Origin of the sequence: Aestuariivita sp. (genome assembly GCF_049276915.1) — a bacterium.
In the GTDB taxonomy this organism is placed as follows: domain Bacteria; phylum Pseudomonadota; class Alphaproteobacteria; order Rhodobacterales; family Rhodobacteraceae; genus Aestuariivita.
On sequence record NZ_JBASXK010000106.1, the window covers coordinates 1 to 15543 of the forward strand.

Below are 15543 nucleotides of genomic sequence, written 5' to 3' on the forward strand. Positions count from 1 at the left end.
AGATGAGACAGCGCACGTCTATTTTTGCCAGTAAAAACCGGCACATGTGTACATTTTGAGATTGGTCTGGATGGGTAGCTGGCGGACCGAGGAGGATTCGAACCCCCGACCCCTTGATTCGTAGTCAAGTACTCTATCCAGCTGAGCTATCGGTCCACTAAGGCCGGTGATGTAGACTTTGAGCATGGGCATTGCAACCCCTCAATTTCGACACTCAGAGCGTCCCGTCTCCTTTGGGCAGACGGATCTCGAACATTGTGCCCACCGCATCGGATGCCTTCAACTCAAGCGTGCCGCCATGACCGCGCACCAGCTCGGCCGAGATCGCCAGACCAAGTCCCGATCCGCCCTTGCGCGCGCCCCCCTGGAAGGGCCTGAACAGATGCTCAAGGGCCTTGGGGGGCAGGCCGGGGCCGGTGTCTGCCACCTCGATCCACCAGGCGTCGTCATCCTCGCGCGCGCTTACCCTGATCTCACCTGGCTGGCCGGAACTGGCGATGGCCTGACGCGCGTTGCGCACCAGGTTCGAGATCACGCGAAACAGTTGCTCGGGATCGGCGCGCAATGTCAGCATGGACGGGATATCTTCGGAAAAGCTGATGTCATCGCTGCCTTCGGTCAGCCGTTCGCTGTCCAGCACATCCGACACGATGTCGATCAGTTGAAACAGCGCCAGCGTCGGGGCCGGTTCTTCCACGCGCCCAAAGGCCAGAGTGCTTTCACACAAGGACACCGCCCGACGAATCGAGTTCACCAGCTTGGGGGCCATGCGCCGCACCAACGGGTCTTCGCTGGATTCGATGCGGTCGGTGAACAACTGCGCCGATGTAAGGATGTTGCGCAGATCATGGCTGACCTTGGCCACCGCACCGCCCAGCTGGGCCAGGCGTTCCTTCTGTTTCAGCGCATGGGTCAGTTCGGTCTGCAATTTATACAGCGCCTCTTCGGCCTCGCGCAGTTCGGTCACTCCGGCCGAAGGTTTGATGATCCGGCGCGCATCCTCGGGCGCGCTGGCATATCGCTGCATCGAGCCGACCACGCCCTTGATCGGTTTGACGAGGAAAATCCGCACAGCCACGAACAGCAACACCGCCGTGAAGATCGAGATCACCGCCGAGAGGATCAGAATGCGGATACCATATTCGATCATGGCCTCGCGCATCTTTTCGGTTTCCATCGCTACTTCGATCAGCAGGCCGGCCTCGCGCACGGGCGCTCCGATCACGCGGATCACCTGGTTTTCCGGCGTGATCAGCCGCATCATCGCGTCCCGGATCAGAACAAGCGCGCTAGGGTCGCGCAGATCGACCGTCATTTCGATCGGGCGCTGCAAGGGCGAGGACAGAACCAGCTGGCGCGCCTCATCGCGGCGCAGAACCACGTTCAGGACTTCGGCATTCTCCAGCAGTTCGGCTTCAAGATCGGTCGTGATCATGTCATCGGCCAGCAAGGCCAGGGACGCGATCTGTGCACGCTCCAGCCGGTCGAGCATGTAATCCTCGCGAAACCGGGCAATTGACGGGACAAAGATCAGAACCTCGGCCAACATCACGAAGATGATGGTCAGGATCAGAAATCGCCCCGACAGCGAATTGAGCATGCGGCCTCTCTTGCCTTTACGGTATCCAGCGCTGCACAGCGCGTACGATCCGCTTTACCATAGGGTTATCGAATAATCTTGGGGTGAAATAAGCGCCGGCAGCGCGTTTGTTAACCTCTCCGATCGTCGGATAGGGGCTGACCATGGCCGCGATCTGGCTCATCTTTAGATTATTGGCCAGCGCCATTGACCAGAGGTTGATCAGTTCCCCCGCCTGATGCCCGACGATGGACACACCCACCGGACGTCCCTTGACCACCATCACCTTGATCAGGCCCTTGGTCTTTCGCTCGGCAATCGCCCGGTCGTTATGGGCGTATTCAAAACGCACGACCTCGACGATGGGACCATGTGTCTTCCTGGCCTGGGCTTCGCTCAACCCGACCTGCGACAACTCGGGATCGGTATAGGTGGCCCAGGGGATATGCGCGGTCTTTGCCCTGGAGGGCAGGGCGAACAGGATCGAGCGGATGATCACCCCGGCATGATAACCCGCCACATGGGTGAACTGCAGCCCGCCGGCCACATCGCCTATGGCATAGACCTTCCTGTTGGTGGTGCGCAGCGCCGCATCCACCTTGATCCCGGTCCTGGTGGTCTTGATCCCCGCCGCCTCAAGGTTCAGCTTTTCGGTATTGGCCACGCGGCCGACCGCCATCAGCAGATGCGAGCCCTTGAACACGCGGCCGTCCTGCGCATGGATCTCGATGGCCCCCGCCGTGCCGGCGATCTTTTCGACCATGGCGTGCTCGGCGATCTCGACACCCTCTGCCCGCAGGCTTTCCAGGACGATACCCGCCAGTTCCGGATCATCCCGGCCCAGCGCGCTGGCCCCTTCGATCACCGTGACCTTGCAGCCCAGCCGGATATGCGCCTGCGCCATCTCCATCCCGATCGGGCCACCGCCCACGATCAGCAGGTGCTCGGGCCTTGCGCGCAACTGCCAGAGGGTTTCATTGGTCAGATAGGGCACCGTTTCCAGCCCCGGGATCGGCGGCACCAGCGGAGACGACCCGGTGGCAATCACCACCCGGCGCGCCGAGATCACATGATCCCCCGCCTGCACCTCATGGGGCGAAATGAACTGGCCGAATTCACGGATCACCCGCACGCCCAGACCCTCGAACCGCTCCTGACTGTCAACCGGCGCAATCTGCGCGATCACCGCATGCACATGCGCCTGAGCAGTGGCGTAATCCACTTCGGGCCGCACATCGGCCACACCGAACTGCGCCGCATGGGCCTGCCCATATGCGGCCTTGGCACTGGCGATCAGCGCCTTGGAGGGCACACAGCCATAGTTCAGACAATCCCCGCCCATCTCATGGCCTTCCAGAAGGACCACATCGGCCCCCATCTGGCTGGCTCCGGCGGCAAGGGACAGGCCGCCCGACCCGGCTCCGATCACCAGGATGTCGGTCTTGATACGCGTCATGGTTCAGATCTCTTTCTTGCCTCGCAGGGCCTTGATGAGGATGGGAAGCGCAGCCAGCCCGGCCAGCCCAAGAATGGGCCCGATGATCTGCGGCGACCACAGGATCGACAGATCCGGCGTGCCGCCCTGATCAAAGACCTCACCGACACCCACGCCGATCCATGTGAACACCAGCGCTCCGGGTATGATCCCCAGGGCGGTCGTCCAGACGAAATTGACAAAGCGGACGCCCACCAGCGCTGGTACCAGATTGGCCACAAAGAACGGAACCGCCGGCACAAGGCGCAACAGGAACAGAACGCTGATTTCGTTCTCGCGCAAACCGGCCTGCAGCTTCTTCAGCTTCCCGTTCGAGGCTTCGATCCGCGCCATCAGCATCTCGCCCAGACCGGCGCGCGCGGCGACAAAGATCAGGCAGGCCCCGATTGTCGCGGCAAAGACGTTGAACGCCGTCCCGACCCACAATCCGAACAGGAACCCCCCGGTCACCGACGCCACCGCGGCCCCCGGCAGCGAAAAGGCCACGATCAGCACGTAAACCGCGATGAAGATCGCCGCGAGACCTGTGAAATTGGCATCGCGAAACGCCAGCAGCGACTCACGATTCTCGCGCAGCGTCTCAAAGCTCAGCGCATCGCGCAACAAGAACGCACCCAGCGCCGCCACCATCACGATCACGATCAACGGCAGATGGCGCGCAATGCCGGTCTTTGCCGGGCGCGACTCGCCCGCCACCTTGGCATGGGCATCTGCGTTGCGGACCTCATCGATGGTCATACTGGTCTCCTGCCTGACATCTGGCCATAACATGCGCCTCCGGGCCGGAATGTGATAGCCCGATCACGCCCGCTTGATCTGGGGTGACAGCAGGCGTGACGATTTCAGCATGACTGCAACGGCATTGAAACATTTGCCGCTGCGGCAGGGGCAGGGATTGTTGCAACAAAAGGGTCAAAATCCCGCTTCACGGGGTTTGACTTGTCTCGAAAGGCGCTTTAGAGGACGGGCTTCGAATACATGACCGGGGGCGAATCCGCGCCGCCTGGCCCGAAATTTGGAGACGGAGCGATGAAACGCACCTATCAACCCTCGAACCTGGTACGCAAGCGCCGCCACGGTTTTCGCGCCCGCATGGCCACCAAGGCCGGACGCAAGATCCTGAATGCACGTCGTGCACGTGGCCGCAAAGAGCTGAGCGCGTAAGCTCTCAGCCCGTATTGCCGTTATGACACCGCCGGAGGCCCCCGAGGATGGCACAGCCACCAAAGGGATTACGCCCCCGGCGGTATCCGTTTGTCTGACGGTTCTCAAGAACCGCTCGGATTTTCTGCGAGCAGCCCGCGCCCGCAGACAGGGCACAAAGGGCCTCATGGTACAGGGACGCAAACGCCACCCTGATGAGGCCGAAGGGATTCGCGTGGGCTTTACCTGCTCGCGGAAGGTCGGCAACGCCGTTGCGCGCAACCATGCCAAACGGCGCATGCGTGAAGCCGCCCGCCTGGTCCTGCCCGAACTGGGGCGCGACGGGTGGGACTATGTCCTGATCGGTCGCGCCGAGGCGACATCCCAACGCCCCTTTACAGCCCTGCAGGACGATCTGCGCTATGCCCTGCGCAAGATTCACGACACGCCATGAGCCCGCTTGCCCATATCGTCGCCCTGCCCGTCCGGGTCTATCGGCTGGTGTTTTCGCCCTGGGTCGGGTTCAACTGCCGCTATCAGCCGACCTGCAGCGTCTATGCGCTCGAGGCGCTGGAAAAACACGGTGCCATCAAGGGCAGCCTGATGACAGCGCGCCGGATCGGGCGCTGCCATCCCTGGGGCGGGTCCGGCTATGACCCGGTCCCCGATCAGCGCGACGACCCCTAGGTCGACAGGCTCAGCCGGTTATGCGTGCCCACACGCGTGGATATCCGGTTGCGATCGACATCGCCTTTCACGGTCTCGTACACATCGCGCATGAACACCTCGTCAAAAAAGTACCAGGTGTGGCTGTCATTGGGGATATGATCGAACTTGTGGGCATTGGCCGCGTAATAGGTTCCGGTATCCACCTCCACCGCCTTGCCGGGCAGCGTGTCGGGCAGGCCCACGCGCCCCGCGCGCGGGCTCACGCCAATGCGCTTGATATTGGACAGGGACAGCGCCGCGTCATAGGGATTGAAGTAATTGGTCAGCCGCACGCAATGGCGATAGAGCGAGCTGGATTTCGGATTGTTATCCGCCAGTGAACTGGACGAGATATCCCCCGACACCAGCATGACCTGGCTGACCGATCAGCTTGTCGCCGCGACCCCCGGACGGTCATCGGCATCGTCAAAGGCCTCGCGCACCACGTATGCCCCCATCGAATGCGCCAGCAGGTGCAGATTGATCTCGCAATCCGGGGTCTGGCGCGCCGCAAAGGCCGCGATCCCGGCATCCACCAACAGACGCGCCGTCTGCTTGGCATCCGAGCGATCCTCGAGATAGTTCAGCGCCGACGAGGCCGAGGGCCAGTCAAAGCTCACCACCACCCCCTCGAACCCGTGCTTTTCCACCCCGGCCCGGACCAGCCGGTGACGCTCCAGCATCGTGGCCGTGGGCGTGTTGAACCCGTGCACATAGATCAGGATATCGCCCTTGGGCACCCCGCTGCGCGGGTTCACCCCGGACTTGGCGGCGGCCATGACCTCCTTGGCCCATTTGTCCGGCATCCCGGTTCCAGCCGAGCCGATCTGGTGACTGGGAGAAATATCGGGGGCGGTCTCGGGGACTTTCAGGAAATAGGTGCTGCCCAGCTCGTTGGTAAAGGCACCTTTCTTGACGCGTCTGACTGAGAAAATGTAATCCATGAACCCTCCTTTCGGCAGACCAGCGGGACCGGTCCGGACGCCTGTGTGTATGCACGACCTGTGTACGCGGTGTGTACGCGGTGTGTACCGGTCAGTTTGCAGATCAACGGGCGCCGTGCAAAGTCAGGTTTCCCTGACCCTACCCAGTTCGGATCATAGCTTTTCGAAGGTGATGATGACTTCGCCGATATCCACGCCAAAGCGTTTCATATAGGCACGGTTCAGCAGGCGATCTTCCGACAACAGCCACATCCAGTCGTCAAATGTGACCCGCAAAGTGCCATCCGGCACGGGCAGATCAATGGTGTATTTCCAGTTGAACGTATCGCCCCGCTCTTCTCCGGTCGCCGTCCCGATCACGCCCGGAGCCGTGCCCGTCCAACTGTCCGGCCCGGTCTTGATCAAGGTCCAGACACGCTGCTCGGTGCTGCCGTCTTCATACAGAAAATCCTCGACCAACGTGAGGCGCTCACCGTCCCAGGTCCCTGTGATATCCACCTCAAAGCGCCGGCGGACCGTGCCGAACACATCCTGAAACTGTCCATAAGCCTTTGATTTTCCGGCAAAGAAAACCTCAAGTTCCAGCTTCTGCGACGACAGCGGCGCATCATCAAGTGAGGGTTTTCCAGTGCAGGCGGTAAGCACAAAGACCAGCATGAGAGCTGAAAGAACACGGATCATCTGATGCGCCTTTTGGGAATCGGCATGCCCTATGAAGTGGCGCAACATCGCGCAGTGTCCAGATCAGAGCCGAGAAAATACGCGCAAGCCCGTCGGATTTCTTGCCCGCCCCGCGGTTCCGCAGTAAGGCCTGTGCTTATGCGCGATACACCTGATGACGATATCCACCCGCTTTTCGCCGGCGCTCCCTCGAGCACCGAGTTCCGAAAGCTGCGCAAGCGCATCGTGCGCCACACCCGCGAGGCGATCGAGCAATACGGCATGATCGAACGCGGCGCGCGCTGGCTTGTCTGCCTGTCTGGCGGCAAGGACAGCTATACCCTGCTTGCTGTGCTGCACGAGTTGCAGTGGCGCGGCCTGTTGCCGGTGGATATTCTGGCCTGCAATCTGGATCAGGGACAGCCGGGTTTCCCCGCGACCGTCTTGCCTGAATTCCTTGAAAACATGGGGGTTCCGCACCGGATCGAGTATCAGGACACCTATTCCATCGTGGTGGACAAAGTCCCTCAGGGCCGGACATATTGCGCCTTGTGCTCACGTCTGCGGCGTGGAAATCTCTATCGCATCGCGCGCGAGGAAGGCTGCTCGGCGGTCGTTCTGGGCCATCACCGCGACGATATTCTCGAGACGTTTTTCATGAACCTGTTTCACGGCGGACGACTGGCCACGATGCCGCCGAAACTGGTGAATGAAGAGGGCGATCTGTTTGTCTATCGACCGCTGGCCCATGTGGCCGAAGAGGATTGCGAGAGATTCGCGCGGGCCATGAACTATCCGATCATCCCCTGTGACCTCTGCGGCAGTCAGGACGGATTGCAGCGCCAGCAGGTCAAGCAGATCCTGGATGGCTGGGAAAAGAACAGCCCCGGCCGCCGTCAGGTCATGTTCCGCGCGTTGATGAATGCGCGCCCCTCGCATCTTCTGGACCCCAAACTCTTTGATTTTGCAGGGCTTATGCGCAGTTCGGAAAAGTTTGAACAAAACGGCGACGCGCCACCGCTCCTGGATTAATCATCCGGACACTTTGATGGGCTAGCTTTCCTTGACCTTGCCAAGGAGGGTTCGAAATGCCCCTGCGCCGTCTGTCCATCCCGGCTGTGACCGGTGCATCAGCAATGATCCCGCTGGCCCTTGCCGTGATGCCGACCGCCATGCTCGCGACATTCTGGGCTATGGGTGAAACCGCGTTGATCGCCTGGGCTTTGGGCCTGCCTTGTGTCGTCTGCCTTGCCTGGCTTGTCGCCCCGTCCACGCAACGCATGATGGTTCCGCGCGACAGTGTCACGGGCCTGATGCTGGCGCATGGATTTGATGAGGTCCTCGCCCAGGTGTTCGAAACCACCCGCGCGGGGGATCGCAAATCCGCCTGTTTCCTGATCGAACTCGACGATGCCGAGGAACTTGCCGCAAGGCATGGTCAGGCCATCGTGGGTCAGATCGCCCGGGCCATCGCCGACCGGCTGATTGGCACCCTGCGCGCAGGTGACAGCGTGGCGCGGCTGGGCGACACCCGTTTCGGACTCTGCCTTGAGCCTGTGCGCCAGCTCGATCTTGAGCTGTGCCTTCAGATCGCCGGACGATGCCAAGGCGCGATCGAAGAACCGCTGCGCGCCGGGGGGCTGACGCTTTATGTCTCCTGTTCGATCGGCCTCTGCCTGCGCAGCCGCGCACCGAAAGGTCCGGCGCAGGCATGGCTGACGGCCGCGCAAACAGCTCTGGATGAAGCGCGCCAGAACGGCCCGTCCTCGATCCGTGTCTTCTCGGCGGATATGGAGCAGCGCAGGGTAAGCCGGCGCACCTTGCATCAAGACGTGCTGCGCGCCCTCGATAACGGAGAGGTGCAGGCCTGGTTCCAGCCGCAATTGTCCACGCAAACCGGACGCGTTTCCGGCTTTGAGGCGCTCGCGCGATGGATGCATCCGGTAAACGGCACCATCGCGCCGGATCAATTCCTGCCGGCCCTTGAAGAACAAGGCATGATGGGCAGATTGTGCGATGTCATTCTGCACCAATCATTGGACGCATTGCGGGCCTGGGATCACGCGGGCCATGATATCCCCCGTATCTCGGTAAACCTGTCGCAACAGGATCTGAACGACCCACGGCTTTTCGAACGGATTGGATGGGAACTTGATCGTTATGATCTGGCACCCGAACGGCTGTGTGTCGAGATCCTTGAAACAGTGGTCTCCAACGCCCCAGATGACGTTGTGGTTCGCAACATCGACGCGCTGAGCGCGCTGGGCTGTGCGATTGATCTGGATGACTATGGCACCGGCCATGCCTCGATCGCGGCGTTGAAACGATTTCCGGTCAACCGCATCAAGATCGACCGCTCGTTCGTGATGAAGGCCGATCAGGACCCCGAACAGCAACGCATGATCCGCGCCGTGCTGACCATGGCAGAAAGCCTGAGGCTGGATACCCTGGCCGAGGGGGTCGAAACCGTCGGCGAACACGCGTTTCTGGCGCAGATGGGATGTGATCATGTCCAGGGTTTCGGAATCGGCAAGCCGATGCCGTTCGAGCAGACTCTGGTATGGTTGCGCCAGCATGAGGCCAAGCTCACCGACCTGCCCCGGATCGGACGACAGACCGGTTGAATCGCAGCCATCCCGCAATATTGTCCGCCGCGCTGCGCGAAGGGCGCGGCGCACCCGCCCATATCGCCGCTTTCTGCTTGACCTTTCGTCCGCCACTCTGTTGAACCCACCTGTCGGAAACGCATGAGGTAACGGCCCCCAATGGACGATCAGAACAAGAATCTCATCCTGGCGACAGCGCTGAGCTTTATAGTGATCCTGGTGTGGTTCGTCCTGTTCCCACCGCCCGAACCGGAACCCCGCGTGGATCAGACCGCGTCGGTCTCTTCATCGGTGGACGAAAACGGTGTTGCCACCGTTCCGCAGGCGGCCGGGACAACGATCGATACCGAGGCCCCCCAGGCCGAAACCCGCGAAGATGCGCTGGCTGCAGCCCCCCGCGTGGCGATCGACACGCCACGCCTGACGGGCTCGGTCTCGGTTCTGGGTGGCAGGATTGATGATCTTTCGCTCAAGGATTACCGCACCGAGCTTTCGCCAGATGCGCCCATCGTCACGATGCTTTCGCCCGTGGACGGCCCTCATGCGTATTATGCGCTCTATGGCTGGGCCGCAGGGGCAGGATTGACGGCTGACCTTGTGCCCGGACCGAACACCGTCTGGACTGTGACATCCGGCGAAACGCTGACGCCCGAAAACCCTGTGACATTGAGCTGGAACAACGGCACCGGCCTGACCTTCACACGGCAAATTTCGGTCGATGACGATTACATGTTCGACATCACCCAAGAGGTGCAGAACACCGGCGGCGAAACCGTTTCCCTGGCCCCCTATGGTATCATTGCGCGCCACGGCGAGCCCGAAGACCTCAAGAATTTCTTCATCCTGCATGAAGGCGCGGTCGCCATGGCCGACGGTGAGCTGTTCGAAACCGACTATGATGATTTCGAAACCGCCGCCGATCACGAGACCACCAATGTGACCGGGAATGGCTGGACCGGATTCACCGATCACTACTGGATGACCACGCTGATCCCGCAACCCGGTTCGCCGTTCGAATTCAGCACTTTCCACGACACCGCGCGCGATATCTATCAGACGACCACAAAGCTGCAGACGGTCACGTTGGCCGCTGGTGAAACCGCATCCTTCACCACGCAGTTGTTCGCCGGGGCCAAGGAATGGGAAGCCGTGCGCGATTACCAGAGGAACGGGATCGAAGGGTTCATCGATTCCATCGACTGGGGCTGGTTCTTTTTCCTGACGAAGCCGATCTTCTGGCTCTTGCATGAGCTGAACATCCTGATCGGGAACATGGGCTGGTCGATCATTGCGCTGACGCTGATCATCAAGGCCGTGCTGTTTCCGCTGGCCTATAAATCCTATGTCTCCATGGCCAAGATGAAAGAATTGCAGCCGCAGATGGAAGCGCTCAAAGAGCGTGCTGGCGATGATCGCCAGAAGCTGCAGCAAGGCATGATGGAGCTCTACAAGAAGGAAAAGGTGAACCCGGCTGCGGGCTGTTTGCCGATCCTGTTGCAGATCCCGATCTTCTTTTCGCTCTACAAGGTGATCTTTGTCACGATCGAACTGCGCCATGCCCCCTGGCTGGGTCCGTTTCAGGATCTCAGCGCACCGGACCCGACCTCGATCCTGAACCTGTTTGGCTTGCTTGGCAACGCATCGCCCGAGCCGGGGTCGATCATGGCGCTGGTGTTCATCGGGATCCTGCCTTTGCTGCTGGGTATCTCGATGTGGCTCCAGCAAAAGCTGAACCCCGCACCAACGGATCCGACGCAAAAGATGGTGTTTGCCTGGTTGCCTTGGGTGTTCATGTTCATGCTGGGCGGGTTCGCCAGCGGTCTGGTCATCTACTGGATTGCCAACAACACGATCACGTTCATCCAGCAGTATTCGATCATGCGCAGCCAGGGTTACAAACCCGACGTGTTCGGCAACATCCGCGGAAGCTTTAATCGCAAGGCTGACGCGGCCACCAAACCCAAGACCGGTGGCAAGGATAAATCCTGATGACGGGCACCGTCACCCAGCTTTGGCGCCATCCGATCAAAAGCCATGGGCGTGAAGCGCTCAAAGCGGTGACGCTGACCCCTGGGCAAGCCCTGCCATGGGATCGCTTCTGGGCCGTTCAGCACGATCAGTCCAAACATGAGGGGGACGGCTGGGCCTCGTACCAGAACTTCATGATCGGCACACGGACGCCGGGTCTGGCCGGTCTGTGGGCCGAACTGGATGAGGGCGCGCGCAAGGTCAGTCTTCGGCATGAAAAACTGGGCGCGTTTCAGTTTCACCCGGATGACTACCTTGAGGCCAGCCAGTTTCTGGCCTGGATCGCCCCGTTGCTTCCCGAGAACCGCGCGCAACCACGCCGCATCGTGACGGCAGGCACGCGGGGCATGACGGATACGAATTACGCCTCGGTCTCGATCATGAACGAATCCTCGCACCGGGCGGTTGCGCAAAAGCTTGGCCGCCCGCTGGAACCCGAGCGCTGGCGCGGGAACATCTGGCTGGATGGGCTTGCCCCGTGGGAAGAATTCGACTGGATCGACAAGAAGATACGGATCGGCGGCGCAGTTCTGGCGGTTCATGAGCGGATCGAACGCTGCATGCATACGACTGCGAATCCAAAGACCGGCCTGCGAGACGCCGACACGCTGGGTGCGCTGAGGAACGGTTGGGATCATCAGGATTTCGGCATGTATGCCGAGGTGATCGAGGGCGGCGACATCGCCCTCGGAGACAAGGCACAGGTCCTGTGAACCAGCTTCCCTTCCCCTTGGCCGAAGTGCCTGACGCGGCCTCGGCTGAAAGAGGCCGAAAGCTGTTTGCAGGTCCCTGTGATTTCGTCAAAGGGGTGGTCGCCATGTCGGGCCTGCCGCCAGCAGATCGGATGGAGGTCTGTTTTGCGGGACGCTCGAACGTTGGCAAATCTTCATTGATCAATGCCCTGACGGGGCGCAAAGGGCTGGCGCGGGCGTCCAACACACCAGGGCGCACGCAAGAGATCAACTTTTTTGCCCTGGCCGACAGCCACTACCTCGTTGACCTGCCCGGCTATGGTTTCGCCAATGCACCGGTTGCGGTGGTTGAGAAATGGCAAAGGCTGCTGAAATCCTATCTGTCCGGCCGTCAGACCCTGCGCCGTGCCTTCGTGCTGGTGGACACGCGCCATGGGATCAAACCCGTGGACGAAGAAATCATGTCCCTGCTGGACAGCGCCGCCGTGACCTTTCAATGCGTGCTGACCAAGGCCGACAAGGTCAAGGATCAGGACCGGGAGCGCATCCTGACACAGGTGCGCGGAGCCCTGTCCAAACACCCAGCCGCTTTCCCCGAAATCGTCATGACCTCGAGTGAAAAGGGCGACGGGATCGCCACATTGCGCGCGCTGATTACCGGTTTGGAGTGATCGGTCCGCAACCGGCCCCTGCGAAAAGACATTGCCGCCAGCCGCTATCGCGCGCAAAAAGGCGCAAAATGGTATGAAAATGAAGACTCAGGACATGAACCGGGACTGGATCGCCACTGCTGAAACCCTCTCGCGCGCCTTGCCGTACCTGCAGCGCTATGCGGGGGCAACCGTCGTGATCAAGCTGGGCGGTCACGCCATGGGCAGCGACGCGGCCATGGACAGCTTTGCGCGCGATGTTGTTCTGATGCGCCAGGTCGGCGTGAACCCGGTGATCGTGCATGGCGGCGGACCCATGATCAACGCCATGCTGGACAAGCTGAACATCCAGTCCGAATTCGTGAACGGCAAACGCGTCACCGACGCCGCCACTGTCGAAGTGGTCGAGATGGTGCTGTCCGGCGTGGTCAACAAGCGCATTGCGCAGGCCATTGGCCGGCAGGGCGGGCGGGCCGTCGGCCTGTCCGGCAAGGACGCGCGGTTGATCACATGCACGCAGACGCATCCTGATCTGGGCTTTGTCGGCACGCCCTCGCATGTAGACACCAAGATTCTGCGCGGGTTGTTCGAACAGGACATCATCCCGGTTATCGCCCCCATCGGTACCGGGGTTGAGGGTGAGACCTTCAACATCAACGGCGATACAGCCGCCGGGGCAATCGCCGCAGCGCTCAAGGCAGATCGGCTGTTGTTGCTGACGGATGTATCCGGCGTGAAAAACGCCGATGGTGAGGTTCTGACGGAGCTCAAGGCGGAACAGATCCGCCAACTCACGCGGGATGGCGTGATTGCAGGCGGCATGATTCCCAAGACCGAAACCGCGCTGGATGCCATTGATGGCGGTGTGCGCGCCGTGGTCATTCTGGACGGGCGCGCGCCGAATGCGGTGTTGCTGGAATTGTTCACGGAACATGGCGCGGGCTCGATCATCCGGCCCGATATCGCCCCTCAATGACGGGTTTGTGTGCGGCTCGGCCTTGCCGTTGCGCCCGCAACCCATAGTCTGAGACCCATGGAACACGAAACCATCATTCGTCTTGGTATCTTCCTTGGTCTGTTCAGCCTTTTTGCACTGGCCGAAACGCTCGTACCCTGCCGTGCGCGCGTGCAACCGCGCAGGCATCGGTGGCTGACCAACTGGTCGATCACCCTTGTGAACACGCTGGCGCTACGCGTGTTGGCAATCGGCCTGCCTCTTTTGGCGGTCGGAGCGGCGATGGACGCCGCCAACAATGGCTGGGGCCTGTTCAACATCGTTGAATGGCCGCTATGGGTCGAGTTTCTGCTGGCTGTGCTGATCCTTGATTTCGCGATCTGGCTGCAACATCTGATCACGCACAAGGTCCCGCTTCTGTGGCGGTTGCACCGCGTGCATCATGCAGATCGCGATATGGACGTCACTACCGCCATCCGGTTCCACCCGGTAGAAATCGCTCTGTCGATGATCCTGAAGATCGGTCTGGTCTATCTGCTGGGGCCTGCCGCACTGGCGGTGATTGTCTTCGAGATCCTGCTCAATGGCACGGCCATGTTCAACCATGCCAATATCCGTCTGCCTCTGGCCTTGGACCGGGCCTTGCGCATGGTGCTGGTCACCCCCGACATGCACCGGGTTCACCATTCGGTGCATCGCCATGAGCATGACAGCAACTATGGCTTTGCGCTGTCGATATGGGACCGGGCCTTTCGCACCTATATCGCTCAACCGGCCAAGGGGCATGACGACATGACCGTGGGCCTTGAATGGCAGGACGATCGCCCAAGCGCCTTGGGCTGGAGCCTTGCCCTGCCGTTCCGGCGCAAATGAGCTATGACGCGATCTGTGACGGTGCCCGTGCGCGCCATCTGAGCGTTCTGGGTGCGTTTCACGCAACCGATGACAAGGATTTACCCGAAGGCACGCGCAGCGTCGTGATGCTGGGGCCGGACGAGCCGGGTTTCTGGCCTGCTGTCCTTTCCAGCCCGGAGTGGCAGGACAAACGCCCGGACCCGATCGACCGTTGGTCCGCCCGCGTCATCGGAGAGTGGGCCGGCGATATCGGAGCGCAGGCGCTGTTTCCGTTTGGCGGCCCGCCTCACAAGCCGTTCTTCCGCTGGGCCACGCGCACCGGGCGCATCCATGCATCACCCGTGCTGCTTCTTGTGCATGACCGCGCAGGGCTGTTCGTGTCGTTTCGCGGAGCGCTCGCCCTGCCCCGGCGTATCGACCTGCCCTCCAACCCGGCCAACCCCTGTGAAAGCTGCGCCGGGCGTCCCTGTCTCACCGCCTGCCCTGTTGGTGCGCTCACGCCTCAGGGCTATGACGTCCCCGGGTGCAAGTCGCATATTACAGGCACAGACAGTGCCGGTTGCATGTCCCAGGGCTGTGCGGCGCGGCGGGCCTGTCCGGTGTCACAAAACTTTGGGCGATTGCCTGCACAGTCAGCACATCACATGGAAAGCTTCTTGAAACCATGACACTGACCCTCATCCTGATGCGCCATGCCAAATCCAGTTGGGACGACCCCCTTGTTCCCGACCATGACCGTGTGCTGAACGCGCGCGGCCAGAGATCGGCGCGCGCCCTTGGCGACTGGCTTCGGGCCAATGAGCTGGTGCCGGATGAGGTGATTTCATCATCCTCCATCCGCACCCGGCAAACCTTTGAAGGGCTGGCGCTGGATCTGCGCCCCAGGTTCACCAGTGCCCTCTATCACGCCGGACCGGCGCAAATGTGGACGGTTTTGTCCGAAGCCAGCGGACAGCGGGTATTGATGCTGGGCCACAATCCGGGGATCGCGGAATTTGGCGAACGTATCGTTTCAACACCACCCGATCATGAACGGTTCTGGGATTATCCCACGGGCGCTACACTGGTGGCCGAGTTCGATGCACAAAGGTGGACGGATGTGCGCCCCCATACCGGGCGGGTGCTGCAGTTCATCACTCCGCGCGAGCTGACGGAATAGAAAAAGGCGGGGGAAACCCCGCCCTTTCCTGTGATTGGCACGATACCGAGGGGCATTGCCCCGGGCCGA

The 15543-nt window shown here is 61.1% G+C and carries 18 protein-coding genes and 1 tRNA gene; 12 read left to right on the top strand and 7 right to left on the bottom strand.

Annotated features, from left to right (window positions below; genetic code table 11):
* Nucleotides 1–79: 79 nt before the first annotated feature.
* The 4 genes from WAO69_RS11430 to WAO69_RS11445 form a co-directional block, all read right to left on the bottom strand.
* A tRNA-Arg gene (locus tag WAO69_RS11430) sits at nucleotides 80–156 on the bottom strand.
* 58 nt (nucleotides 157–214) lie between these two features.
* Nucleotides 215–1600, bottom strand: coding sequence for a sensor histidine kinase (locus WAO69_RS11435; protein WP_422179167.1), 1386 nt, complete (start codon nucleotides 1598–1600; stop codon nucleotides 215–217).
* Nucleotides 1601–1616: 16 nt separating this feature from the next.
* The gene (locus WAO69_RS11440) at nucleotides 1617–3035 is read right to left on the bottom strand and encodes a dihydrolipoyl dehydrogenase family protein (protein WP_422179169.1); all 1419 of its coding nucleotides are present in this window, start codon (nucleotides 3033–3035) and stop codon (nucleotides 1617–1619) included.
* Nucleotides 3036–3038: 3 nt separating this feature from the next.
* The gene (locus tag WAO69_RS11445; RefSeq protein WP_422179290.1) at nucleotides 3039–3704 is read right to left on the bottom strand and encodes a TVP38/TMEM64 family protein; all 666 of its coding nucleotides are present in this window, start codon (nucleotides 3702–3704) and stop codon (nucleotides 3039–3041) included.
* A gap of 399 nt (nucleotides 3705–4103) precedes the next feature.
* Between WAO69_RS11445 and rpmH the strand changes: the two genes are divergently transcribed.
* The 3 genes from rpmH to yidD are packed head-to-tail and all read left to right on the top strand — an operon-like array spanning nucleotide 4104 to nucleotide 4904.
* Nucleotides 4104–4238, top strand: a complete 135-nt coding sequence (gene rpmH, locus WAO69_RS11450) for a 50S ribosomal protein L34 (protein ID WP_008554144.1) — start codon at nucleotides 4104–4106, stop codon at nucleotides 4236–4238.
* Nucleotides 4239–4260: 22 nt separating this feature from the next.
* Entirely contained in the window at nucleotides 4261–4671 is a 411-nt protein-coding gene (gene rnpA, locus WAO69_RS11455) for a ribonuclease P protein component (RefSeq protein ID WP_422179173.1), read from the top strand.
* Nucleotides 4668–4904, top strand: a complete 237-nt coding sequence (gene yidD, locus WAO69_RS11460; RefSeq protein WP_422179175.1) for a membrane protein insertion efficiency factor YidD — start codon at nucleotides 4668–4670, stop codon at nucleotides 4902–4904. Before rnpA ends, yidD begins: the two co-directional genes overlap by 4 nt.
* Here the strand turns inward: yidD and WAO69_RS11465 are convergent.
* The 3 genes from WAO69_RS11465 to WAO69_RS11475 form a co-directional block, all read right to left on the bottom strand.
* Entirely contained in the window at nucleotides 4901–5296 is a 396-nt protein-coding gene (locus tag WAO69_RS11465; protein ID WP_422179177.1) for a hypothetical protein, read from the bottom strand. The two genes, yidD and WAO69_RS11465, sit on opposite strands and share 4 nt — an antisense overlap.
* A 15-nt stretch (nucleotides 5297–5311) precedes the next feature.
* A complete protein-coding gene (locus WAO69_RS11470) occupies nucleotides 5312–5869 on the bottom strand; it encodes an alpha/beta hydrolase (protein WP_422179179.1) in 558 nt (185 codons plus the stop codon).
* Between the two features lie 153 nt (nucleotides 5870–6022).
* Nucleotides 6023–6550: a DUF3833 domain-containing protein gene (locus WAO69_RS11475; RefSeq protein ID WP_422179181.1), complete on the bottom strand. Its 528-nt coding sequence runs from the start codon at nucleotides 6548–6550 to the stop codon at nucleotides 6023–6025.
* 138 nt (nucleotides 6551–6688) lie between these two features.
* On the opposite strand from WAO69_RS11475, the gene ttcA reads away from it, so the two are divergent.
* The 9 genes from ttcA to WAO69_RS11520 all read left to right on the top strand — a co-directional run bounded on the left by ttcA (nucleotide 6689) and on the right by WAO69_RS11520 (nucleotide 15474).
* Nucleotides 6689–7561 (top strand): tRNA 2-thiocytidine(32) synthetase TtcA, encoded by an 873-nt coding sequence (gene ttcA, locus WAO69_RS11480; RefSeq protein WP_422179183.1) that lies wholly within the window; start codon nucleotides 6689–6691, stop codon nucleotides 7559–7561.
* Between the two features lie 56 nt (nucleotides 7562–7617).
* On the top strand, nucleotides 7618–9153 hold the full coding sequence (locus tag WAO69_RS11485; protein WP_422179185.1) for a putative bifunctional diguanylate cyclase/phosphodiesterase: 1536 nt from the start codon (nucleotides 7618–7620) through the stop codon (nucleotides 9151–9153).
* A 141-nt stretch (nucleotides 9154–9294) separates the two neighbouring features.
* On the top strand, nucleotides 9295–11124 hold the full coding sequence (gene yidC, locus WAO69_RS11490) for a membrane protein insertase YidC (protein ID WP_422179187.1): 1830 nt from the start codon (nucleotides 9295–9297) through the stop codon (nucleotides 11122–11124).
* Nucleotides 11124–11876 carry an MOSC domain-containing protein gene (locus WAO69_RS11495; RefSeq protein ID WP_422179189.1) on the top strand — a complete coding sequence of 251 codons (753 nt, stop codon included), beginning with the start codon at nucleotides 11124–11126 and terminating at the stop codon, nucleotides 11874–11876. The genes yidC and WAO69_RS11495 overlap by 1 nt, the downstream gene beginning before the upstream one ends.
* The gene (gene yihA, locus WAO69_RS11500; RefSeq protein WP_422179191.1) at nucleotides 11873–12526 is read left to right on the top strand and encodes a ribosome biogenesis GTP-binding protein YihA/YsxC; all 654 of its coding nucleotides are present in this window, start codon (nucleotides 11873–11875) and stop codon (nucleotides 12524–12526) included. The genes WAO69_RS11495 and yihA overlap by 4 nt, the downstream gene beginning before the upstream one ends.
* Nucleotides 12527–12605: 79 nt before the next feature.
* The gene (gene argB / locus WAO69_RS11505) at nucleotides 12606–13481 is read left to right on the top strand and encodes an acetylglutamate kinase (protein WP_422179292.1); all 876 of its coding nucleotides are present in this window, start codon (nucleotides 12606–12608) and stop codon (nucleotides 13479–13481) included.
* A 57-nt stretch (nucleotides 13482–13538) separates the two neighbouring features.
* Entirely contained in the window at nucleotides 13539–14333 is a 795-nt protein-coding gene (locus WAO69_RS11510) for a sterol desaturase family protein (protein WP_422179193.1), read from the top strand.
* Complete coding sequence (locus tag WAO69_RS11515; protein ID WP_422179195.1) at nucleotides 14330–14983, top strand: ferredoxin; 654 nt, start codon at nucleotides 14330–14332, stop codon at nucleotides 14981–14983. Before WAO69_RS11510 ends, WAO69_RS11515 begins: the two co-directional genes overlap by 4 nt.
* A complete protein-coding gene (locus tag WAO69_RS11520) occupies nucleotides 14980–15474 on the top strand; it encodes a SixA phosphatase family protein (RefSeq protein WP_422179197.1) in 495 nt (164 codons plus the stop codon). Before WAO69_RS11515 ends, WAO69_RS11520 begins: the two co-directional genes overlap by 4 nt.
* The last annotated feature ends 69 nt before the right edge of the window (nucleotides 15475–15543 follow it).